Below are 20,421 nucleotides of genomic sequence, written 5' to 3'. Positions count from 1 at the left end.
CCTGCCGAGCTTACTCAAGGCTCGGCACGCAGGGTCGAGTGACCTGCCTGCGCTCTCCTGTGGGAAGGCGCACGACGGTTCCTGCGTCAGGCGGGGCCAGTATGCTGGCGCGGCGGGGAAAGCGTTATCAGGACAATCCTGATCTGACGTAAGAATTATCTGACATCCACCCTACCCGCTTCCGGACACCGCGTCGCTGCGGCGGCCGGACAGGGCCGCCGCGATTTTCCGACACGCGGTTCGGAAACGGACGATACGGGACGCTCCGTACGACGCGCCCACGACCGCCGAGGCCGCCCGCGGCGCACTGCCCGGGTGAACACGATCCGTCCGTCTGCCGCGCAGGACCACGCCGCCTGCCTGGCGCTGTTCGACAGCCCGCTTCCGCACTTCTTCGACCCGGCCGAGCACTTCGTCAACGACATCCGCAGGCGCTTTTGCTCGATCGACATGTTGCGCTGAACGCCGCTTCGGTCCGCGCTTGGCCTGTGCATGCACGCGCATCGAAGCCGCTACCGACGTCCGGCTGCGGCAGTTGGGTACCATGCCGACATCGCGCAAGCGCCCTTTTCGTCCCAGCGACGCATTGCCATGCCCCGTTCCGCGCCGTCCGCACCGACCATGCGCGCCGATCCAGCCCCGCTGTTCTGGCGCGACCCGGCGCTGCCGTTCGTCGAAAGTCGCCGTGCCTGCGACAGTCGCGCCTGCTACAGGCCGCACCTGCATCCGACCTACTCCATCGGCGCGGTGGACAGCGGCAACAGCCTCTTCCGCGGTGCCGAGGTCGGCCCGATCGCCCTGCATCCGGGAACGCTGGTGTTCGTCCCGGCCGAGCGTGTGCACGCCTGCAATCCCGCGCCGGATTCGGCGTGGAGCTACCAGATGCTGCATCTGGATGCGGACTGGCTGCAGGCGCTGCGCGAGGAAGACACCGACGCCGCCACGCGTGCGGCCGAGTCGATCCGCATCGTCGATGCGCCGGCGGCCTACGCGCGCTTCTGCCAGCTCAATACGCTGCTGTTCTCCGACGCCGAGGCCGGCGCCAAGGAAGCCGCGCTGATCGCGTTCCTCGGCGACCACGACACCGCGCAGGGCCTGCGGATCGAGCCCCCTTGCGCGCCAGCGCACCTCGCCGCGCAGCTGCGCCCGGCGCTGCAACGCCTGCGCAGCGCCCCGGCCGCCGACATCGCCCTGCAGGAACTGGCCGAGCTGGCGGCAATGAGCCGCTATCGCCTGATCCGTGCATTCCGCACCGTCACCGGGATGACGCCGCATGCCTGGCAACTCAATGCGCGCATCAATCTCGCCAGGGCGCGCATCCGCCAGGGCGAACCGTTCGCGCGCCTGGCGCAGGAGCTGGGCTTCTCCGACCAGGCGCATTTCCAGCGGGTGTTCAAGGCGCATGCGGGCGTGCCGCCGGGCCGTTTCCGGCCACCACGCCCATAGCGGCAGCGCAATTTCGTTCAATCCGCGCCTTGCCGCGATCGGCACACTGCGCCGCACCGCGTTCACGTGTGGCCCGATGGAACAGTTCCTGATGATCGCCGCAGCGCACTTCCTGGCGCTGCTTTCGCCCGGCCCCGACTTCTTCCTGGTCGCCCGCACCTCGCTGGCTGCCGGCTGGCGCGTCGCCAGCGGCGCGTGCCTGGGGATCGCCCTGGCCAACGGCGTGTTCATCGTCGCCGCCTTCGCCGGCACCGCGGCCTTGCGCGCGGACAGCCGCGTGTTCGTGGTCCTGCAACTGGCCGGCTGCGCCTACCTGCTGTATCTGGGCCTGCTGTTCGTGCGCCACGCCGGCCAAGGCACGCTGGAGATCGCCGCCCAGCCACGCCGCGCTGCGCCCGCGGCGTCGGGCGCAGCGTGGTGGCGCGCGGCCGGCATGGGCGCGCTCTCCGGCCTGCTCAATCCGAAAAACGCGCTGTTCTACGCCAGCCTGGCGGCGATGCTGACCGGGCCGCACGCCAGCGTCGGCTGGAAGACGTTCTACGGGGCCTGGATGTTCGGCGTGGTGCTGCTGTGGGACATCCTGGTCGCCGTCCTGATCGGCAACCAGGCGGTGCTGCGCCGCTTCGCGCAGGCGCTGCCATGGCTGGAACGCGGCTCCGGCATCGTCCTGATCCTGCTCGCCGTGGGCGTGCTGGTGGCGCTGGCGCTGCGCTGAGGCATTCGCGCTGTCGTGTTCGCCCTCACGCGGCCAGCGCGTAGCGGCGGCAGTGTTCCAGATAGCCGGCTTCGTGATGGCCGGCGAGCGCGACCACGCTTTCCCAGAGCCACGACGGCGCGTCGATGGCCTTGCGGCGATCGGCGTCCAGCAGCCGCAGCCATGCGGTGCGGGTCCTGGGCTTCATCTGCCGCGCATGCGCCTTGCCGACGACGAAGGCGAGATAACGCGCCGAGCGCACCGCTTCGACGTGATTGAACTGGTCGACCTCCAGCTTCAGGTCGCGCGGCGAGAGCTCGCGAATGAACAGCGAGCGGCCCAGCATCCGCACCGGCAGCATCCTGCTGCCTAGGTACGGCGACAGCGCCCGCGCCGCGGCGGTCACCCGTTCGGCGTTGTCCGCCGGCATCCGCGCACCGGGCGCGGCCGGTGCGATCGGCGCGACCGCTTCCTTCAGATCGACCAGCGCATAGGACCAGTGGCCCTTGCCGGTCTTCAACGCGACGATCGCCGCGTAGCGCAGCAGGCCCAGCGAACTGCAGCCCTTCATCCAATACGCGGCATCGACCAGGCGCACTTCGCGGTCCTTGGGCTTTCCCTTCAGCGACAGCACCATCTGCGCCACCGCCGGGTCCGCGAACAGCCGCTGCAGCGCCTCGCGCTCTTCCGGCGCCAACGCCCAGAACTTCTCGCCCAGCGGGATGCGCGGCTCCACCGCCTGCAGGCGTTCCTTGGCCAGGTGGCGCCAGCGCCGGCCGAAGGCCTCGCGGCGGATGCTGCGCACGGTCTCGGGTTCGGCACCGGGGTGATCGCGGGTCGGATCCTCGATGGCGGCGCGATAACCGTCGATCATCGCCTCCATCATCCGCGCGGTGGTGACGCCGGGCAGGTCAGATCCGCGTGCCGCGGTGGCCAGCGACAGGCCCAGGCGGATGAGATCGTGCGCGGGATTGCCGATCACGCCCTGGTCGAGGTCACGGATCTGGATCTCGACGCGACCCTCGCCGTCGGCGACCGGCCCCAGGTTGCCGAGATGGCAGTCGCCGCAGATCCAGATCGCCGGGCCCGTCGGCACGCGCCGCGCCGCCGGCGACGCCGCCAGCCATTCGTAGAACCTGGCGGTATTGCCGCGCACGTAGGCATGCGCGGAGCGGGCCATCTTCGAGGTGCGCTTGTTTTCGAGAATGGCGAGGCGTTCGGCGGGGCTGGGCATGGTCGAAGCGGAGCAGATAGCGTATGGGTCACGCATGACGGCGCAGACGCTAGCAGAGCCGAACGCAATGGACCGTGCACGGCAGGCGCGCCCGCAACGCGTTCCGCTGTCGCCGGGGACCGCGCGGCGGTGGCCCGAACGCAGCCGCGCGGTGCGTCGCGGGTCCGATCGGCTGCTCCCGTGACTGGGCGAGCCTGCGGCGAGCGGTCCGCGCCCGCACGCCGGCCTGGGCAGGCGCCAAGCGGAGACGTCGACGTGATCTTAATCACACCCCCCGCTATGCTCCGCGCACCTCACATAACTTAGGGAGAAGTTCATGCGTCTGACCATGCCGGCAACGCTTGCTGTCTGTGTGCTGCTCGCCGCCTGCAGCAAGGGCGGCGACAAGAACGGCGACAATGTCGCCATGTCCAACGCCTCCGTCGCCGACGTGGCCAAGGTGCAGGCGGCCAAGCTGCAGCCCGGCGAATGGGAGATGCGGATCGAGCAGGTGAGCAGCGAGACCACCGGCGGCTCCGGCAACACGCCGCAGATGCCGAAGATGCCGCCGAGCACCGCCAAGGTGTGCCTGACCGCCGAGCAGATCAACAATCCGTCGAGCATCTTCGGCAGCGCCTCGCCGATGCAGAAGAACTGCGTCTACGACACCTTCAACATGAAGGACGGCAAGATCGACGCGAAGATGCATTGCACGATGGGCGACATCAAGGTCGAAGGCACCAGCACCGGTACCTTCACCGCCACCGAGATGGCGTCGGAATCACACTCCACGGTCAGCGGGCTGCCCGGCGGCATGTCGATGAAGACGCACATGAAGCTGGACGGCAAGCGCCTGGGCGAGTGCCAGCCGGGCGACCTGAAGGCGGGCGAGCCCAAGGCGCCGGCAGCCGGCTGAGCCAGCGCGTCCGCGCGGGCGATCAGGGAGACGCGACGCCGATCCCCTTCTTTGCAGCGCCGCGATGGTTCACCATCGCGGCGTTTTTTGTTGGCGCCTGCACAGCACCGCCCGCGGCGCCGCGAACACGGCGCGATGCCGTGGACTACTTCAACGCCCGCCAGGCCCGGCCGGCACGGAAGGCGCGCTCCAGCGTCGCCGCGAGCAGGCAGATCTTCAGCGTCTGCGGCAGGATGCCGTCGCCAGGATCGCTGGGCGTGCCCAGCACCACCGAGAGCTGGTTGGCGATCGCCTGCCACACCACCTGCGGATGCGGGCCGATCAGGCGGGTCAGGCCCATCCAGGCCCAGGCCGAGGCCCAATCCAGGGCGCGATACAGCACGATCAGCGTGACCAGCGCCGCCAACCCTGTCGCGCCGGCGAGCTGCACGCTGTTGGCGGCGGCGCGATAGCGCGAGACCGTGCCCGCCCAGAAATGCCCGATGAAGTCGCGCAACCAGGTCGGCAGCTTGCGCCACAGCCCGAGCGTGCCGTCGACCTTGCGCGACCACCTGCCGGAGGCGTTTAGTTCGGCGTTGTGTACGTCGTAGCGGTAGATCAGCGCAGCCAACGCCAGCCAGACCACCGGCAACAGGGCCGAGAAGAAGATCACCACCAGCGTGTCCGCCACGCCCGGCGGCGCCTGCTCCACCGCACCCGGCAACGCGGCATGCGCAACGCCGATCGGATGGCTGATGCCCTGCCACAGTTGCTGGCCGAGATCGGCGATACGCAGATGCGCCAGCCAGCGGAACACCCCGCCCTTCCATTCGGTGAGCACGTACATGCCGACGAAGGTCCAGCCGGCTTCGCACAGCACGATCAGCACGTTCCACGCCGGATGCGTGCTGCGCTGCTTCTGTTTTTTCGCGGCGCGCCGGATCAGCCACAGCAGCGCCACCGAGGCCGCCAGCCACCAGCCGCCCGACACCTCGAACAGGGAGCCGGTGTAGGTCGGGTCGAACGGGTTGAACTGTCCCAATCCCTCGCGCCCGTAGGCGCGGATCGTCTCGCCGAGGAAGCCCCAGGCGGCGTAGTAGGCGAAGAACGGCACCAGCGCCTGCGACACGATCGTGGACAGGCGGCGCCAGCGCGCCCTGCCCGCGTCGTCCGCTGCCGGCGCATCGTGTTCGGGCAGTGCCGCGCTGGCGATCGCCGGCAAGGCCGGGCGCAGCGTCTCGAACAGCAGCACGATGACCACCAGCTTGACCAGCACCACCAGCGTCAGCGACAGCAGACCGGCAAGCCGGTTGCGATAGCCGATCCACACCGCGGCCTGCATCAGCAGTTCGTTGAGCAAGACCCCGGCCAGCGCCACGGCCAGCAGTTGCGGCAGGTAGCGGACCCACAGCCGCAGCGTGTCGCCGATCAGCCCCAGCGGCCCGCCGCGCAGCGCCGTCTCAGTCATGGCCTTGCTCCCGCGCGAAGCGAAGAAAATGCGGGCGACCGCCGCGCGTGCTCACGGTGAGCTGCAGCTGCGCGGCCACCGCACGCGGGACCAGGTAGTAACCGTCGATCGCCAACGGCACGCCCGGCTTGGCCGCGGACACGGCCAGCCCATCGCAGGCCACGCCGGGCGGCTCGCCCGGCCTGGCCAGGGCACGCTGCAACAGGTCCGGCACGGTGTCGATCGCGGCCCAGGAACGGCCCGAGCCATCGACCAGCGTGAGCCTGCAATCGCTCCACTGCGCGCCGGAGGCGCCCGGCACGAGCGACAGCCGCGTGCGCACGAAGGTGCGATCGGCGGGCAGGCCCGCCACGAGCGGTAGCACATCGACCGACGCGAGCCGCACCGTCGCCCCGTCGTAGTCCGCGGCCTGCGCCGTCGCCACATCGACCGGCCGCCATTCGCGCGCATGCAGCAGTTCCACGGCGTCGCGCCAGCCGGTCGCGGCCATCGTGCACGGCACCAGCACCACCAACGCCGCAAGCGCGAGCCAGCGCATGCGCCGCTCGGAAACGGCAGGACCCACATCGCGTTCAGAGGCGTGCATGCAGCGCATCCAGATCGAGCACGTCGGTGACCGCCGCTCCGGCCGGCAACGGCGGATAGCGCACCTGCGCCTCGGCCGTCAGTTGCGGGTCGCGGTCCTCCGACAGCACCAGCGTGCCGCCTGCCGTAGAGAGCGCGGACGGCAGTTCGAACACCAGGACGTCCTTGCGTTCCAGCCCGGGCTGCAGCGTCTTGATCGACGACAGCACCGCATCGCCCATCTCCGCGCGGCCGCTGGCGCGATAGCGGCGCCCGTCGGGCGTCGCCCAGACCCGCCCGTACACGCGCGCGGTCGCGCGCGCGACCTTCGAACGCACCGGCACCACCAGCCACACGCCACCGCTGTCGCGCTGCTGCACCGCACCCGCCGCCTTGAAGCGGATCGCGTGCGCGAGCTGCGGCGTGCCGGCGGCCACGGCCAGATTGTCGGTCTGCACCCACGCGCCGGGCGCCCCGGACACCGCGATCGGACCGGTGATGCGCTCGTAGCGCGGCATCGTCCAGCGCATGCCGGCGAGCAGCACGAAGCCGAGCAGCAGGATCGCGACGGCGGCCAGCCGCTTCACGGCGCACCTGCCGGCGTACCGGGACGCGACGCCCCTAGCGGCAGTTCCACGACCCCGACCGGATGCGGATCGGTCCACAGCGGCTGCGCATAGAGATTGTCGAAGGCCTTGAAGGTACGGGCGGTGACATCGAAGCGCACGCGCCCCGGCGCCCGCTCCGTCGCCGGATAGGTCCAGACCAGCGCGATCTGTTCCGGCAGGCCCGGCTGCAATTCGGTCGTGGCCGCGCGGTCGCGTAATAGATAAGCCGTCGGCCGCGCATCGGCCCCGCGCGGCGGCGCCTTCAGCGCCACCGCCTGCACCAGCGAGCCGCTGGTCTGCGTGGTGCGATTGGTCGCCTGCAGATACAGCACGATCGCCTTGCGACCTTCGCGCGAGACCGTCTCGCCATTCGGCAGCCGATCACTCGCCTCCGCACGCACGAAGCGCAGCGACCACTCGCCCGCGGCAACGTCCTTGCCGGCCTGCAGCGCGGGCGGCACCGGCACCTCCCTGGCCTCGAACAACCCGATGCCCCACCCCACCACGATCGCGGCAATGCCACCGATCCCGGCCAGCATCCGTGTCCGCCACTGTCCTAAGGAAGCTTTGCTCACCAAACTGGGTGACCCTTTTGGAGCTCGGGCGGAACGTAGCACTGGCCAGCGAAAAGATGCAACCAAACCGTATAGTGGACTCATCAGCAAATTCACCAAGCCGAACACTGTGCGGCTGCAGCTCTCCTGCGTATTGAATCAGACGATCTCGCCCGGGCTTCCGTATGCCCCCCTGGACAGTCATCATTTGCGCAATTTCGCCCGGTCGCGCAACAGCAAAGCCGCCCGGGCGGCTTCAGACGAAATGAATTTCACAAATATAGATTTCACAAAATAACCTTATGCATCAAATATTTGCGAGTTATTTCAGGAATTTTTTTAAATAAGATTTTCGTCCATAAAGCCCGGGCTACTGGATCTAGTTGCACGATGTCTCGAGGCATGCTGAAATCCATTCGTCCGCTCGCCTCGGACGACAAGGGGATCCACATGAACGACAAGATTATCAAGCCGCCATACACCTCATATAAGAGCTTCTTGACCCTTATGAGTGATTTGCGGAATCACGACGTGCTGCCCGCAGCAATCGACCGCAGCTTCCTAAGCAAGCGTTCCGGCTCCGAACAGTCTGCGCTTATCGCAACGCTCAAGTGGTTCAAGTTGGTTGATGAGGTCGGGATCCCCACAACGCTTCTGGATGAGTACATCGCAGCCGACGAGGAGAAAGCCAAGTCCATGCTCAAGGACATGGTGATTGAATCCTACGGCGCCATAACCAATGGAACTTTCAACCTGCGTAGCGCAACAGCTGCGCAGCTCGCAGAACAGTTCAGGCAGTATGCGATTAGTGGCTCAACACTGGCGAAGTCCGTAACTTTCTTCTTGGCAGCGGCGAAGGACGCGGGTGTCGTAGTCAGCCCTTTTGCGAAGGCGCCACCAATCGCCGGGAACGCAGGGAGCAAACGTAAGACAAAGCCAACGACCGCAGCGCAAGTCACTCCGACGCCAACACCCTATCCAATGCAGAAGACAACTCCGCTCGCGGGCGAAGGCATGATCTCTATCCCGATCCCGATCTTCGGCGGAAAGAATGGGCAGATCGTTTTGCCAGACAAAATGACCGAAAAGCAATGGAATTCGGTCGTAAAGATGACGCAGTACATCCTCGAGAACTATCGCGAGACGATGGGGGAGGAAGAGAACGAGGACGAAGAGGAGGATAACGACCTATGAGAAGAACAGAAGGCCGCCCGTTGAAGCCCGCTACCGCGGGCGGCAAAAAAAAGCCCCAACCCAAGTCCCCATCGCAAAATAGGCTTGAGTTGAGGCGCTAGGCAGGCAAAACGCCGGTGTGGATGGTCCGGTGTTGAGATCGCCTTTGGCGAGGCAGTCTCAACAATCCTCCGGACCTCCGCACTGGCATCACGGCATGGCAGTCGGGGGCGTCCCTCTGCTGGTTCCGAGGCCCTTACAGCAAGGGGAGTATAGCCCCTAGGACTTGGAATTCCGATATCGCCCTCACAAACCGGCTTTGCAGGAAGACTTATGTCCCACGCCAAGACGGTGCATGTGTGTGCGTATACGCGGTTCCGGAAGGGCCGCCTGGAGTACGTCACTTCACATTGGCGCAGCCCTCCGGGCTAGGCGCAACACCCGGGAGCGCCCTTCGGGGCGCCTCCCGTCCTTGCAAGAACGAGCCCTTCGCAAAAGCATTGCGCAAGATGCACTCGGCTAGCGAGAGCCATGCCTACCTATATCCCTTCGCCACTTGCTGAGCGGTGTCGCAGTGCTGATGGATCAGGCGCGTGTTCGCTGCCGTATAGCCATAGATGGCATGGATGCGGTCGAGAACAGCACCCTTCTCGGGCAGCACTTCATGGCAAAGCGGACACACGCCGCTTTGCTCCTTCATCTTGAACCGCTTCAGCCGACGCCGCTCCGCCGGCTTGCTCCGCTCGTCATATGCCAACTCCTTGGCGATCTTGCGGCGATAAGCGAAAAGCAACTCGGGATCGCCGTCACTCAGAGCGCGAAGCCGCTCGCGAATCTCAACCAGGAGCACGCGGGCTAGTTTGAGCTGTTCGGGTGTTAGGCGCGGGTTGGACATACGCGACGACAGCTCCTGCAGCCAGCAGGCATACTTTCCACCCGCCTAACAGACAACCTCTGACTCGGACATGGGCAAGAGAATTTCTGAGTCCGTAATAGTTTCCTACGGAAAAGCACTATCTGGCGGAGAGAGTGGGATTCGAACCCACGGAAGGTTTGACCCTTCGCCGGTTTTCAAGACCGGTGCCTTAAACCGCTCGGCCATCTCTCCGTTTGCGAACGCGGCGGTGCTGCGGAAGAACGTCGCAGCCGCTTGAAGCGCAGCGCCGCGGGAGCGCGACGCTGCAGTGCCTGCCCCACTCGAGGCGGTCGGTGCCGCTGACGGCACCCGATGCTCCCCGAACCCGGGGCCACCGACACAGGCGCGCATTTTCGCACGCCCGTGGCGGTTTTGCGCGACCGACGTGCGCGGCCGGCGTCTCGCTCAGCCCGCTTCGACCGCCATCGCGCCCAGGGTCGAGTGCTTGGCCTTGGTGCGTTCGGGGCAGTTGCCGCCGCAGTCCAGGCGCGAGGCCTCGATCTGGCGCGGCAGGTGTTCGGCGAGGAAGTCGATGAACACGCGCACCGCCGGCAGCAGGCCGCGGCGCGAGGCGAACACGGCGTGACAGATGCCCTGCGGCAGCGACCATTCCGGCAGCACCACTTCCAGTTCGCCGTTGCGTACGGCTTCGGCGCAGACGGTCTCGGGCAGCAGGGTGATGCCGAAGCCGTCCTTGACCATCGACTGCAGCAGCGGGAAGTCGAAGCCGGCCACGCGCGGCTGCAGGTCGACGCGGCGTACTTCGCCGGCCGGGCCGTGCAGTTCCCAGCGCTGCCGCGCCTCGTCCTCGCTGATGCTGAGGGTGACGTGCGAGGTCAGTTCCTCGGGGTCCTTGGGGCGGCCGGCGCGGTCCAGGTACTTGGGGCTGGCGACCAGCAGTTCCTGCACCTGGCCGAAGCTGCGCATCACCAGGCTGCCGTCGTCGTCCAGGCGCGAACGCACGCGCAGGGCGACGTCGTAGCCTTCGTTGATGATGTCGACGCGGCGGTTGCTGATGTTCAGTTGCAGCCGCACCTTGGGGTATTGGTCCAGGAACATCGGCAGCAGCTTGGGCAGCTGCATCTGCGCCAGCGACACCGGCACGCTGACCCGCACCAGGCCGCGCGGCTCGGCGCTGAGCCGGTCGACCACCTCGCGCGCGGCCTGCGCCTCGGCCAGCATGGTCTGGGCGTGGCGGTGCACGCTCATGCCCAGGTCGGTGACCGCGAAGCGGCGCGTGGAGCGCTGCAGCAGGCGCACGCCCAGGTCGCTCTCCAGCTGGCTGATGCGGCGGCTCAGGCGCGATTTTGGAATGCCCAGCGCCCGCTCGGCGGCAGCGAACCCGCCGTGGTCGACCACCATGGCGAAGTAGTACAGATCGTTGAGGTCATGCATGTTCTTTCGATATTTAGAACGATGGGGACAATCGGATCCGGTTCATTCTACTCCTACAACGAATTTCGCTGCAGGGACGCCGGTCGCGCTTGCGTCGCGATGCTCGGGCAGGGAGATAAGCGCGGGAAGGGTACCCCCGGCCGGGCTAGCGCGAGGTGACGGGCGTGGGGTTCGGCACACGCGGAAGGCCGCACACGGCGGGTGCTGCATGGCGCGGAAGGCAACGCGCGCGAATGCCCTGCCCCGCCCGATCGACCATATGCGGGCGCAAGGTGGGAGGCGACTGCCTCACGGGAACGCGCCTGCGCGCGGCGTCGCGCACGATGCGCCGCCGCCGCGACGACGGCGCCTGGGGAGACGCCGGGATCGCCCGAGGCCGACGCCCCGGGACTGGGCGATCAGCCGATCCGTTCGGCGCCGCCCATGTAGGGGCGCAGCGCGTCGGGCACGGTGATCGAGCCGTCGGCGTTCTGGTAGTTCTCCATCACCGCGATCATGGCGCGGCCGACCGCGGTGCCGGAGCCGTTGAGCGTGTGCAGCAGCTCGGGCTTGCCGGTGGCCGGATTGCGCCAGCGCGCGTGCATGCGCCGCGCCTGGAAGTCGCCGCAGTCGGAGCAGGAGGAGATCTCGCGATAGGTCTGCTGCGAGGGCAGCCACACTTCCAGGTCGTAGGTCTTGCTGGCGGAGAAGCCCATGTCGCCGGTGCACAGCAGCATCTTGCGGTACGGCAGGCCCAGCGTCTCCAGCACCACTTCGGCGCAGCGGGTCATGCGCTCGTGTTCGGCGGCGCTGTCCTCCGGGCGGCACACGCTGACCAGTTCCACCTTCTCGAACTGGTGCTGGCGGATCATGCCGCGGGTGTCGCGGCCACCGCTGCCGGCCTCGGAACGGAAGCACAGCGAGTGCGCGGTCATGCGCAGCGGCAGGCGCTCGGCCTCGACGATCTCGTCGCGCACCAGGTTGGTCAGCGAGATCTCCGAGGTGGAGATCAGGTAGCGCTTCTGTTCGCCCAGCGCGGTGGCGAACATGTCTTCCTCGAACTTGGGCAACTGGCCGGTGCCGTACAGGCTGTCGGCGTTGACGATCACCGGCACGTTGGTTTCCTGGTAGGCATGCGGGCCGGTGTGCAGGTCCAGCATGAATTGCGCCAGGGCGCGGTGCAGGCGTGCGATCGGCCCGCGCAGCACGGTGAAGCGCGCACCCGACAACTTGGCCGCCGCCTCGCTGTCCAGCCAGCCGTGGCGTGCGCCGAGTTCGACATGGTCCTTGACCTCGAAATCGAAGCTGCGCGGGCTGCCCCAGCGCTGCAGTTCGACGTTGTCGGCCTCGTCCTTGCCGACCGGCACGTCGGCCTGCGGCAGGTTGGGAATCTCCAGCGCCAGCGCCTCCAACTGCGCGCGGATCTCGTCCAGGCGATGCTCGGAGGCCTTCAGCTCGTCGCCGAAGCCGGCCACTTCGGCCATCAGCGCGGTCACGTCCTCGCCCTTGGCCTTGGCCTGGCCGATCGCCTTGGAGCGGCTGTTGCGCAGGCTCTGCAGTTCCTGGGTCCGCACCTGGATGCGCTTGCGGTCGGCCTCCAGGGCCTCCAGGGCGGCCACGTCCAGCGCATAGCCGCGACTGATGCGCAGACGCTCGGCGAGGTCGGCGGGCTGTTGACGAAGCAGGACGGGATCGAGCATGGGCGCGGGTGCTAAGGGGAGCGAATCGGGGATTATCGCCTGTCCGTCGCGGTTTTGCCGCCCCGGTGCCGACGCGGCGTGCGATTCACCGCGGCTATGCCAGAATCGGGCGGTTCCCCACGGTGAGCCTCATGTCCACGTCACCCTCGTCCTCCAAGCCCGGCATCGTGCTGCATTTGCCGCGGCGCCTGCTCGCGATCGTCGGCATCGCCTTCGCCGCCGGCCTGCTGCTGTTCCTGGTGGTGTGGCTGGTCGGACGCAAGGACAACGATTTCTACAAGCCGCAGCCGGCGCAGGTGCAGCAGGACACCGAACAGGTGAAGCCGCTGCCCGAACCGCTGCCGGCCGGCAGCGCCGCCAGCAGCATGCCGCAGGCCAAGCCCGCGCCCGCCGACGACGCGCCGAAGCTGGTGGAGACCGCGCCGGCGCCGCCGCCGGCCACCGAGGCGCCGGCCCCGGCCGCGGGCAGCGACGCCGCCGGTGGCACGGCCACCGCGCTGGCGCCGGGCGACCGCCCGGTGCCGCTGGAAGGACAGACCCCGCCACCGCGCTACCCGCCGGCGGCGCTGCGCCGTGGCGATGCCGGCACCGTGGTGGTGCGGGTCGAGGTCGATGCCAGTGGCGCGCCCGCCGGCGTGGCCCTGGTCCGGCGCAGCGGCTCGCGCGACCTGGATCGCGCGGCGATGGAAACGGTACGCCGCTGGCGGTTCCGCCCGGCGCAGCAGAACGGCCATGCGGTGCCGGCCAGCATCGAGATCCCGTTCGACTTCAAGCCGGGGCCGTAACTGAACCGGCACCCGGACGCGCAGGCCGCGTTCACATCGGGGTGACACCGCAGGGACGGGGCCTGGGCGACACTGGCCCCGCTCCCACGCCACCGGAGTTGCCGCCATGCCCACCTCCTACAAGCCGACACAGCCGCTGGATGCGTGGAAACGCGGTGCTGCGCGTCCGGCGATCCAACGCGAGCCGCGTGCGCGCGCCGATCGCGGCTCGCCCTGGGCCTGGGTGATCGTGATTGCGCTGGTCCTCGCGATGGCTGGCTGGTGGCTGGCGCTGGAGCAGAACGACGAGGACAGCGGCGCCCCCTCCACGACCTCCACACCGAAGGCAGACCCGCCGCGCCCGCAGCCGGCGCACTGATCGCGGACGGGCCGCAATCGCACCTCTTCGTCGGCCAAGCCGGCGCGCTTCTCCTCTCCTTCCCTCTTCGTAACGCAGTCGACACGCAGGCTGGCTGCCACGGCGTGCCCCGACGTTGCGACGTCCTGACCCTGCCAACGTCGCCGCGCGAGGCGCTGCACCGAGCAAGGCACGCGATCAGCAGACGCTCACACGCTTTCGCCTGTCACGCCTTCGCGCGCGTCGCCTGCTGCCCAGCGACCGCGGCGACGGCCGCCGCGATCCGATCGAGCATCGCATCGTCGGTGTGGGCGATGTTGAGGCGTACGTGCTGGTCCACGCCATGGCTCGAGAACGCCCTTTCGTGCGCCAGCATCATGCCGTCTGCACGCAGCATGTCCGCCACTGCAAGCGCGTCGACGCCTTCGCCGAACGCGACCCACAGGTACATGCCCGCCTCCGCCTCCATCGCCCGCCAGCCGCGGGCGCGGATCTTGGCAAGCAACGCATTGCCGCTGGCAGCCAGCTTTTTTTGCAGCCTTTCGCAGTGCTGCTCGTAGCCGCCCTCGGTGAGCAGGTGGTGCACGAGCTGGTCCGTGAGCAGAGAGGAATGGATGGAGCCGACCGAGCGCATCAACAGCAGCTTTTTCATGCGCTCGCTCCCCGCCGCCAGAAACCCGGCGCGCAGCCCGGGGGCCACGGTCTTGGAAAAGCTGCCGATATGGATCACCCGCTCCAGATGATCGAGCGCGGCAAGGCGCGTGACCGCGCCGAGCTTGCTGCGCGGAAGCAGGTCGCCATGGGTGTCGTCGTCCACGATCCACATCGCATGCTGCTCGGCGAGCTTGAGCAGCTGATGGGCCTTGCGTGGCGACATGCTGGTGGAGGTCGGGTTGTGCAGCACCGAGCTGCAGAAGAACGCTTTCGGCTGATACTTCTCGCACAGGTCCGCCAGCTGCTCCAGGTCGGGACCATCCTGCAGGCGGCGCACACGCAGCACCCAAAGGCCGCTGGCCATGAGCCGCTGGGTATGGATGAACGATGCCGGCTCCTCCACCACCACATACTGCCCCTGATAGAGAAAGGACCAGATCACCAGGTCCAGGGCATCGGTGGCGCCCGCCGTTGTCACGATCTGCTCGGCGCTCGCGCTGATGCCGATCGTACGCAGCCTGGCACTCAGCGCCTCGCGCAGGGGCAGCCAGCCGCCGATGTCGGAGTATTCGAACAGGCTCCTGCGCGGCCGTGCGGCCAGCGCCTGCAGGGCCTGGGCCAGCGCCTCGGTGCCGATCCATTCGACGGGCAGCGTGCCCAGCGCCGAGCCGCCATGCCGCTGGTCCGAGTGCAGCAGGTGGCTCCAGGAAACCGGCGCCGTAGGCCCGGCCCACCCTGCGGCCGGGGCCGATTTGCCCAACTGGCGGGCCTGCGGCGACACATAGAAACCCGAGCCACGACGGGCTTGCAGATAGCCGGCCGCCACCAGCTTGTCGTAGGCACGCAGCACGGTTTCATTGCTGATGGCCATGCTGGCGGCCATCGCCCTGACCGACGGCAGGCGCTCACCGATCTCCAGCGACCGCTGTTCGATCCGCTTGCTGATGTCGTCGAAGATCCGGTCGATCAGCGGCCCGCTGACGCGGCCGGCCGACGGCGCGGCCTTGCGCTGTTGCTTGGAACCGTTCTTCGCTGGACGGGGAGCTGGCATGGACGGAGCGTGTACTGGAGAAAAGGGGGAAGGTGGAGCCACGGGATCATAGACCGTCGGCCCCCGGACTGGCCGCATTCGGCAAATTGATGCCTGCAGTTGCCGGCCGCCTTGCCGGCTTGCCCATTCAGCGACGACGTCTGGCGCACCAACCCGGGGCGAAACCTAGCCTTGGAGCGCACCTCAACGTGTCGCAATGCACCAAAACCGTTCAATACACGATGGGCAACCCGCGCGTATACGCGCCGCTCCCTACCCGCGTGTGACATCACGATAAATTCATCTGTACCAAACACTTTTCGCGTGGCATGCTCGGCCAATGCACCTGCTGACGGGGATGGCGTGCCGGGAGGGTCGCCCCGGGGTGGATCGCATGAAAAGCGTACTAAACACCTGACTTGTAGCTACGGAACACCGCATCGCGTCTGTTGAGCGCGATCTGCCACCCACGCCACTCCAGAGGATTCCACCGTGTCTCCCATCAAGTCCCCGCTCCGTCCGGCTCCGTTTCGTTCCACCGCGATGTACGCCGCCCTCACCCTCGCCCTGCCAGCGAGCGTGCATGCCCAGCCGCAGGACAGCCCGGCCGCCACGACGCAGGCCGGCCCGACGCCCATGAACTTCACCATTCCGGCCGGCCCTCTCTCTGCCACCCTGCAAGCGATCGCACGGATCAGCGGGACCGCCATCCAGTTCCAGGACAAAGACGTACAGGGCATCGGCGCCCCCGCCATCTCCGGGCAGACGACCGCGCAGGGCGCGGTGCAAGCGGCCGTCTCGGGCAGCGGGTTGACCATGGCGTCGGCCTCCGATGGCTCGATCCGCGTGTTCGTGCAGCAACTCGATTCCGTCACCGTCACCGCCAAGCGCGACGAGGCCGAAACCGGGTTCCACGCCTCCAGATCCTCTACCGGTACGCGCGGCGACTCCGATCTGCGCGACGTGCCGCAGTCGATCACCGTGCTGACGGCCAAGGTGCTGGAGACCCAGCAGTCCGCCACCGTCGAAGACGCGTCGCGATGTCGCCGGCGTGGTGGTGCAACCCGCGACGCAGGGGTCCAGCGGTTTCAACATCCGCGGCTTCGGCGCGAACGCCGCCACGCTGTCCAATGGGCTGACCGATCCCAATTCGGTCAAGACCAACGTCGCCGGCGTGGAGCGCGTCGAGGTGCTCAAAGGACCGCAAGCCCTGCTCGCCGGTGCGAACGCCATCGGTGGCACGCTGAACATCGTGACCAAGAAACCGACGACCGACTCCATCCGCGATGCATCGGTCAGCTATGGCAGCCATGCCGAACGCACCGGCACCCTCGACCTGGCCGGCGCCATCAACGGCAGCAAGGAATTCAGCTACCGCCTGATCACCTCGGCCACGCGCGCCAGTCGCAGCTCCGCAGGGTACGACGGACGTTCGCAGCACTACGGATTGGGCGAGGTGCGGTGGAAGACGGCGGATACGGATTTCATCTTCGGCGTGTCGGCCGACGACTCGCACACGCCAATCGACCGGTACACGGTGGCGATCCGCGGCTTCATCGAGCCGCCTCCCTCCACCCTGCCCGGCAACAAGAGCAATGGCGTCGATGCCGACACGCGCTCGGTGTTCTACACGTTGCAGCACTCCTTCTCGAACGCACTGGAATTCAACAGCCGCATGCAACGCGTCAGCACCGACCTGGATCTGGCGCTGTGGACACCCCAGTTTCCGGTCAGCGTTTCCAACCTGCTGCTGAGCTATAGCGGCACCATCAGCCGCTCGAACCAGACCACCACCAGCGGCGATCACTACCTGAGCTACCGGTTCGTGACCGGGCCGGTGGAGCAACGCCTGGTGGCCGGCGTCAACCATACCGATTACAGCTTCGACCAGACCCAGTACAACGGCCCGAGAGCGGTGGTCCGCTTCGACCAGCCGACCCAGTACCCCTTCCCTGCCCTGGTGCGTAGCGATGGCAGCCGCTCCTACCGCAGCTACTCGCCGCAGGAACAACTGGGCCTGTACCTCCAGGACACCCTGAAATGGGAGCAATGGACGCTAGTGGCGGGCTTGCGCCACACCCGCATGGACACCGGACCCGGCTTCACCACCGTGTACACGAATCCCCCCACGCCCGACATGACGACACCCAAGCGATCGTTCAGCAAGAACACCGTCAATGCCGGACTGATCTACAACCTGGACGCGAACATCTCGATCTACGGCAGCTACGCCGAAGGCTTCATGCCGCTGTTCTCCGACCTGACCATCTGCGGCACGTCGTCGTCGTCCACCCCGCCCACCCAGTCCAAGAGCAAGGAGCTGGGCATCAAGAGCAACGTGGACGACCGTTTTTCCTGGTCGGCCGCCGTGTTCCAGATCGATCAGTTCAACCTGCTGCAGCGCAACCGCGCGCTCAACTGCAACACCCTGATCGACGGGCAGCGATCCAGAGGCGTGGAACTGGAGGCAGCGGGCAACCCCATGCCCGGGCTCAACCTCATCTTCAACTACTCCTACAACAAGCGCGAGAGCCTGTTCGATCCGAACCTGCTGCCCGGCGCAGGACCGCGCACCCAGGTCAGCCTGTGGAGTACCTACGATTTCCAGTCGGAGCGATTGCGCGACCTGAGCGTCGCCTTCGGCATCAGCGCATGGGACGACTCCGTCCTGGGCATCAGGAAAGGACAGCCTAGCGCACCCGGTGGCGCCCGCATCGATACCGGCATCGCCTACACCCAGCCGAGGTGGTCGCTGCGTCTGGGCGTGAAGAACCTCGCGAACCGAACGCTGTACGGCTTTTCCAACTCGACCCTGTTTGTTCCCGTCTACGACAAGCGTACGTTCACGCTCACCTATCAGTTCAAGCTCTGACCATGAACGTGCAACGCCACCGTCCCCGCCTGCGCGACCTGATCCTGCCCTACTGGACGTCGCGCGAAAGCTGGCGCGGCTGGGTGCTTCTCGCGACACGGATGTTGCTCATGTTCACCAGCGTCTACGTCGCCGTCTGGGCCAACCAGTTGTCGGGCCAGGTGGTGGATGCACTGGTGAAGCGTGAGTGGAACGACATCTGGCGCAGCCTGGGCCTGTCATGGATCGCCGGCATCCTGGCGATGCTGGTCTCCATGGTGCTGCTGTTCGCGATCACGGAACTGCAGCAGTACGAGTGGCGCACCGCCATGACACGCTGGTTCGTCGACGCCTGGACCCGCCAGCGCACGTACTACGCCATCGAGCGGGATGGCGGCCTGGACAACGCGGACCAACGCATCTCGCAGGACATTCCGCGGTTCATCGAGCTGACGCTGCAGTTGTTCCTCAACCCCATCCAGGTGGTTGTCGGAGCCGCGTCCTTCACCGTCATCCTGTGGAACCTGTCCGGCACGCTGCGCTTCACGCTCTGGGGCATCGACTTCGCCATTCCCGGCTACATGGTCTATCTGGTCTATGCGTACTCGGCAGGTTCGCTGCTGATCTCGCATCTCACCGGCCGCCCGTTGATCTATCTGTTCAATCGCCGCCAGACCGTGGAAGCCAATTTCCGCTACCGCGGCATGCAACTGCGCGAGAACGCCGAGCAGATCGCCTTCTACGACGGCGGCGCGCAGGAAAAGCAGCGGCTGGATGCATCCTTCGAGGACGTAAGGGCCAACTGGCGGGACATCATCGCGCGCAACGTCAAACTGATCCTGGCGCGCGAAACCTACTCGACGATCTTCTCCTCCCACCTCCTGCCGACCGCGGCAGCGCTGCCGCGCTATCTCTCGGGCGCCATCACGATGGGCGACGTGACGCGCGCGGGCGGCGCCTTCACCGCCGTCAGCAGCAGCCTGGCCTTCTTCAGCCATGCCTACGTCACCTTCACCGAATGGTGGGCCCTGGGCAACCGACTGCGCGATCTGCTGGGCGCCATCCAGGAGGTCAACGCGCCCTCCCCCGGCATCCACATCGGGCGTGCCACCGGCGATGCCATCGCAGCGCAGAACCTCGCCCTGCACAAGCCGGACGGAGAACAGTTGGCCGCCATCCCAGAACTGCGCATGCGCCGGGGCGAACGCTGGCTGGTGCGCGGCACCTCGGGGGTCGGCAAGAGCACCTTGCTGCGCGCCGTCGCCGGCATCTGGCCTTACGGTGAGGGCGAGATCGGCCACCCGCAGGGCGGACAGCTGATGTTCCTGCCCCAGCGCAGCTACATCCCGCAGGGCACGCTCAAGGCCGCGCTGTGCTATCCGGGGCAGCCCGAGGATTTCGACGACGCGCGCGTGCGCCAGGCGCTGCATGAAGTGCGCCTGTCAGCGCTGGCGGATCGGCTTTACGACAGCGACCGCTGGCAGCAGAAGCTCTCCGGCGGCGAGCAGCAGCGACTGGCGATCTGCCGTGCGCTACTGCACCGGCCCGACTATCTGTTCCTGGACGAGGCGACCAGCGCGCTGGATCCGGACACCGAACAAGCGCTGTACCAGGCCCTGCTGCACGCGTTGCCGAACGGCACGTTGATCAGCGTCGCGCACCGCGAATCGCTGGCCTCCTACCACGACCACGTGCTGGACCTCACGCCGCGCCGCTGCGAAAGCGGCAGCCAGGCCGGCGACGGCGCAGAACCCTCTCCGACGCCGGCCTGAATCGGCCTTCGCACATATCTGGTTTCTTTTCTCCGTCACCACAGGACCGAACCATGTCTTCCCACGTCACCGCCATCACCGAAGCGAGCTTTGCAGAACACGTCCTCCAATCCTCCGGCCCCGTCCTGGTGGACTTCTGGGCCGAATGGTGCGCTCCCTGCAAGCAGTTGCTGCCCATCCTGGACGACATCGCAGAGGACTACGCCAGCGATGCGCGCGTGTGCAAGATCAATGCGGACGAAAACAAGGCAACCATGCAGCAGTTCCACGTGCGCGGCCTGCCCACCATGATCCTGTTCATGGACGGCCAGGAAAAAGCCCGCCTGGTCGGCCTGGTCTCCAAGACCCGGATCGCCCAGCTCATCGACGACTGCTTGGAAGGCTGAC

At 67.2% G+C, this 20,421-nt stretch carries 19 protein-coding genes and 1 tRNA gene; 10 read left to right on the top strand and 10 right to left on the bottom strand.

All coding sequences use genetic code 11. The features are described 5' to 3' along the window. Positions 1-315 precede the first annotated feature (315 nt). From AC1PME_RS09615 to AC1PME_RS09605, 3 genes are all read left to right on the top strand, one after another. A complete protein-coding gene (locus AC1PME_RS09615) occupies positions 316-462 on the top strand; it encodes a hypothetical protein (protein ID WP_254457847.1) in 147 nt (48 codons plus the stop codon). Positions 463-591: 129 nt separating this feature from the next. Continuing rightward, entirely contained in the window at positions 592-1,446 is an 855-nt protein-coding gene (locus tag AC1PME_RS09610; protein WP_481097962.1) for a helix-turn-helix transcriptional regulator, read from the top strand. A 76-nt stretch (positions 1,447-1,522) separates the two neighbouring features. Then, a complete protein-coding gene (locus AC1PME_RS09605; RefSeq protein ID WP_254457845.1) occupies positions 1,523-2,161 on the top strand; it encodes a LysE family translocator in 639 nt (212 codons plus the stop codon). Positions 2,162-2,186: 25 nt separating this feature from the next. Here the strand turns inward: AC1PME_RS09605 and AC1PME_RS09600 are convergent, their stop codons facing one another. Further along, complete coding sequence (locus tag AC1PME_RS09600; protein ID WP_481097961.1) at positions 2,187-3,374, bottom strand: DUF2252 family protein; 1,188 nt, start codon at positions 3,372-3,374, stop codon at positions 2,187-2,189. 316 nt (positions 3,375-3,690) lie between these two features. On the opposite strand from AC1PME_RS09600, the gene AC1PME_RS09595 reads away from it, so the two are divergent. After that, on the top strand, positions 3,691-4,269 hold the full coding sequence (locus AC1PME_RS09595; RefSeq protein WP_254457843.1) for a DUF3617 domain-containing protein: 579 nt from the start codon (positions 3,691-3,693) through the stop codon (positions 4,267-4,269). Positions 4,270-4,414: 145 nt separating this feature from the next. Here the strand turns inward: AC1PME_RS09595 and AC1PME_RS09590 are convergent, their stop codons facing one another. From AC1PME_RS09590 to AC1PME_RS09575, 4 genes are read right to left on the bottom strand one after another with little or no spacing between them, the layout of a single operon-like run. Then, positions 4,415-5,716: a hypothetical protein gene (locus AC1PME_RS09590; RefSeq protein ID WP_481097960.1), complete on the bottom strand. Its 1,302-nt coding sequence runs from the start codon at positions 5,714-5,716 to the stop codon at positions 4,415-4,417. Next, positions 5,709-6,302, bottom strand: a complete 594-nt coding sequence (locus AC1PME_RS09585) for a hypothetical protein (protein WP_307550167.1) — start codon at positions 6,300-6,302, stop codon at positions 5,709-5,711. Before AC1PME_RS09585 ends, AC1PME_RS09590 begins: the two co-directional genes overlap by 8 nt. After that, complete coding sequence (locus tag AC1PME_RS09580; RefSeq protein WP_307550165.1) at positions 6,289-6,867, bottom strand: hypothetical protein; 579 nt, start codon at positions 6,865-6,867, stop codon at positions 6,289-6,291. Before AC1PME_RS09580 ends, AC1PME_RS09585 begins: the two co-directional genes overlap by 14 nt. Next, positions 6,864-7,427: a hypothetical protein gene (locus AC1PME_RS09575; protein ID WP_481097959.1), complete on the bottom strand. Its 564-nt coding sequence runs from the start codon at positions 7,425-7,427 to the stop codon at positions 6,864-6,866. Before AC1PME_RS09575 ends, AC1PME_RS09580 begins: the two co-directional genes overlap by 4 nt. A 417-nt stretch (positions 7,428-7,844) precedes the next feature. Between AC1PME_RS09575 and AC1PME_RS09570 the strand changes: the two genes are divergently transcribed. Next, the gene (locus tag AC1PME_RS09570; protein WP_481097958.1) at positions 7,845-8,636 is read left to right on the top strand and encodes a DUF5343 domain-containing protein; all 792 of its coding nucleotides are present in this window, start codon (positions 7,845-7,847) and stop codon (positions 8,634-8,636) included. A gap of 514 nt (positions 8,637-9,150) precedes the next feature. Here the strand turns inward: AC1PME_RS09570 and AC1PME_RS09565 are convergent. The 4 genes from AC1PME_RS09565 to serS all read right to left on the bottom strand — a co-directional run bounded on the left by AC1PME_RS09565 (position 9,151) and on the right by serS (position 12,605). Continuing rightward, positions 9,151-9,510, bottom strand: coding sequence for a hypothetical protein (locus AC1PME_RS09565; RefSeq protein ID WP_481097957.1), 360 nt, complete (start codon positions 9,508-9,510; stop codon positions 9,151-9,153). 123 nt (positions 9,511-9,633) lie between these two features. Continuing rightward, a tRNA-Ser gene (locus AC1PME_RS09560) sits at positions 9,634-9,723 on the bottom strand. Positions 9,724-9,936: 213 nt separating this feature from the next. After that, complete coding sequence (locus tag AC1PME_RS09555) at positions 9,937-10,926, bottom strand: LysR family transcriptional regulator (protein WP_160947841.1); 990 nt, start codon at positions 10,924-10,926, stop codon at positions 9,937-9,939. Between the two features lie 398 nt (positions 10,927-11,324). Continuing rightward, on the bottom strand, positions 11,325-12,605 hold the full coding sequence (serS, locus tag AC1PME_RS09550; protein ID WP_481097956.1) for a serine--tRNA ligase: 1,281 nt from the start codon (positions 12,603-12,605) through the stop codon (positions 11,325-11,327). Positions 12,606-12,736: 131 nt separating this feature from the next. On the opposite strand from serS, the gene AC1PME_RS09545 reads away from it, so the two are divergent. Next, the gene (locus AC1PME_RS09545; RefSeq protein ID WP_254457835.1) at positions 12,737-13,390 is read left to right on the top strand and encodes an energy transducer TonB; all 654 of its coding nucleotides are present in this window, start codon (positions 12,737-12,739) and stop codon (positions 13,388-13,390) included. A gap of 106 nt (positions 13,391-13,496) precedes the next feature. Next, positions 13,497-13,748, top strand: a complete 252-nt coding sequence (locus tag AC1PME_RS09540) for a hypothetical protein (RefSeq protein WP_481097955.1) — start codon at positions 13,497-13,499, stop codon at positions 13,746-13,748. A gap of 205 nt (positions 13,749-13,953) precedes the next feature. Here AC1PME_RS09540 and AC1PME_RS09535 read toward each other — a convergent pair whose 3' ends face one another. After that, positions 13,954-15,432, bottom strand: coding sequence for an aminotransferase-like domain-containing protein (locus tag AC1PME_RS09535; RefSeq protein WP_481097954.1), 1,479 nt, complete (start codon positions 15,430-15,432; stop codon positions 13,954-13,956). Positions 15,433-16,462: 1,030 nt separating this feature from the next. Between AC1PME_RS09535 and AC1PME_RS09530 the strand changes: the two genes are divergently transcribed. Genes AC1PME_RS09530 through trxA form a run of 3 tightly spaced genes read left to right on the top strand, consistent with a single transcriptional unit; the run spans position 16,463 to position 20,420 of the window. Then, positions 16,463-18,283, top strand: coding sequence for a TonB-dependent siderophore receptor (locus AC1PME_RS09530; protein WP_481097953.1), 1,821 nt, complete (start codon positions 16,463-16,465; stop codon positions 18,281-18,283). Positions 18,284-18,285: 2 nt separating this feature from the next. Beyond that, positions 18,286-20,034, top strand: coding sequence for an ABC transporter ATP-binding protein/permease (locus AC1PME_RS09525; RefSeq protein WP_481097952.1), 1,749 nt, complete (start codon positions 18,286-18,288; stop codon positions 20,032-20,034). Between the two features lie 53 nt (positions 20,035-20,087). After that, the gene (gene trxA, locus AC1PME_RS09520) at positions 20,088-20,420 is read left to right on the top strand and encodes a thioredoxin (protein ID WP_242159037.1); all 333 of its coding nucleotides are present in this window, start codon (positions 20,088-20,090) and stop codon (positions 20,418-20,420) included. The last annotated feature ends 1 nt before the right edge of the window (position 20,421 follow it).

The sequence above is a fragment of the Xanthomonas sp. NCPPB 901 genome, assembly GCF_056725085.1.
The sequence above is the reverse complement of the archived record's forward strand: the minus strand, read 5'-3'. Positions and strand labels throughout refer to the sequence as shown.

Excerpts from the sequence above, each read along its gene's own strand:
- AC1PME_RS09605 (WP_254457845.1), top strand. The coding sequence starts at position 1,523 with ATGGAACAGTTCCTGATGATCGCCGCAGCGCACTTCCTGGCGCTGCTT.
- AC1PME_RS09610 (WP_481097962.1), top strand. The coding sequence starts at position 592 with ATGCCCCGTTCCGCGCCGTCCGCACCGACCATGCGCGCCGATCCAGCC.
- AC1PME_RS09575 (WP_481097959.1), bottom strand. The coding sequence starts at position 7,427 with ATGCTGGCCGGGATCGGTGGCATTGCCGCGATCGTGGTGGGGTGGGGC.
- AC1PME_RS09525 (WP_481097952.1), top strand. The coding sequence starts at position 18,286 with ATGAACGTGCAACGCCACCGTCCCCGCCTGCGCGACCTGATCCTGCCC.
- AC1PME_RS09555 (WP_160947841.1), bottom strand. The coding sequence starts at position 10,926 with ATGCATGACCTCAACGATCTGTACTACTTCGCCATGGTGGTCGACCAC.
- AC1PME_RS09540 (WP_481097955.1), top strand. The coding sequence starts at position 13,497 with ATGCCCACCTCCTACAAGCCGACACAGCCGCTGGATGCGTGGAAACGC.
- serS (WP_481097956.1), bottom strand. The coding sequence starts at position 12,605 with ATGCTCGATCCCGTCCTGCTTCGTCAACAGCCCGCCGACCTCGCCGAG.
- AC1PME_RS09595 (WP_254457843.1), top strand. The coding sequence starts at position 3,691 with ATGCGTCTGACCATGCCGGCAACGCTTGCTGTCTGTGTGCTGCTCGCC.
- AC1PME_RS09535 (WP_481097954.1), bottom strand. The coding sequence starts at position 15,432 with ATGCCAGCTCCCCGTCCAGCGAAGAACGGTTCCAAGCAACAGCGCAAG.
- AC1PME_RS09565 (WP_481097957.1), bottom strand. The coding sequence starts at position 9,510 with ATGTCCAACCCGCGCCTAACACCCGAACAGCTCAAACTAGCCCGCGTG.
- AC1PME_RS09545 (WP_254457835.1), top strand. The coding sequence starts at position 12,737 with ATGTCCACGTCACCCTCGTCCTCCAAGCCCGGCATCGTGCTGCATTTG.
- AC1PME_RS09585 (WP_307550167.1), bottom strand. The coding sequence starts at position 6,302 with ATGCACGCCTCTGAACGCGATGTGGGTCCTGCCGTTTCCGAGCGGCGC.
- AC1PME_RS09600 (WP_481097961.1), bottom strand. The coding sequence starts at position 3,374 with ATGCCCAGCCCCGCCGAACGCCTCGCCATTCTCGAAAACAAGCGCACC.
- AC1PME_RS09570 (WP_481097958.1), top strand. The coding sequence starts at position 7,845 with ATGCTGAAATCCATTCGTCCGCTCGCCTCGGACGACAAGGGGATCCAC.
- AC1PME_RS09590 (WP_481097960.1), bottom strand. The coding sequence starts at position 5,716 with ATGACTGAGACGGCGCTGCGCGGCGGGCCGCTGGGGCTGATCGGCGAC.
- trxA (WP_242159037.1), top strand. The coding sequence starts at position 20,088 with ATGTCTTCCCACGTCACCGCCATCACCGAAGCGAGCTTTGCAGAACAC.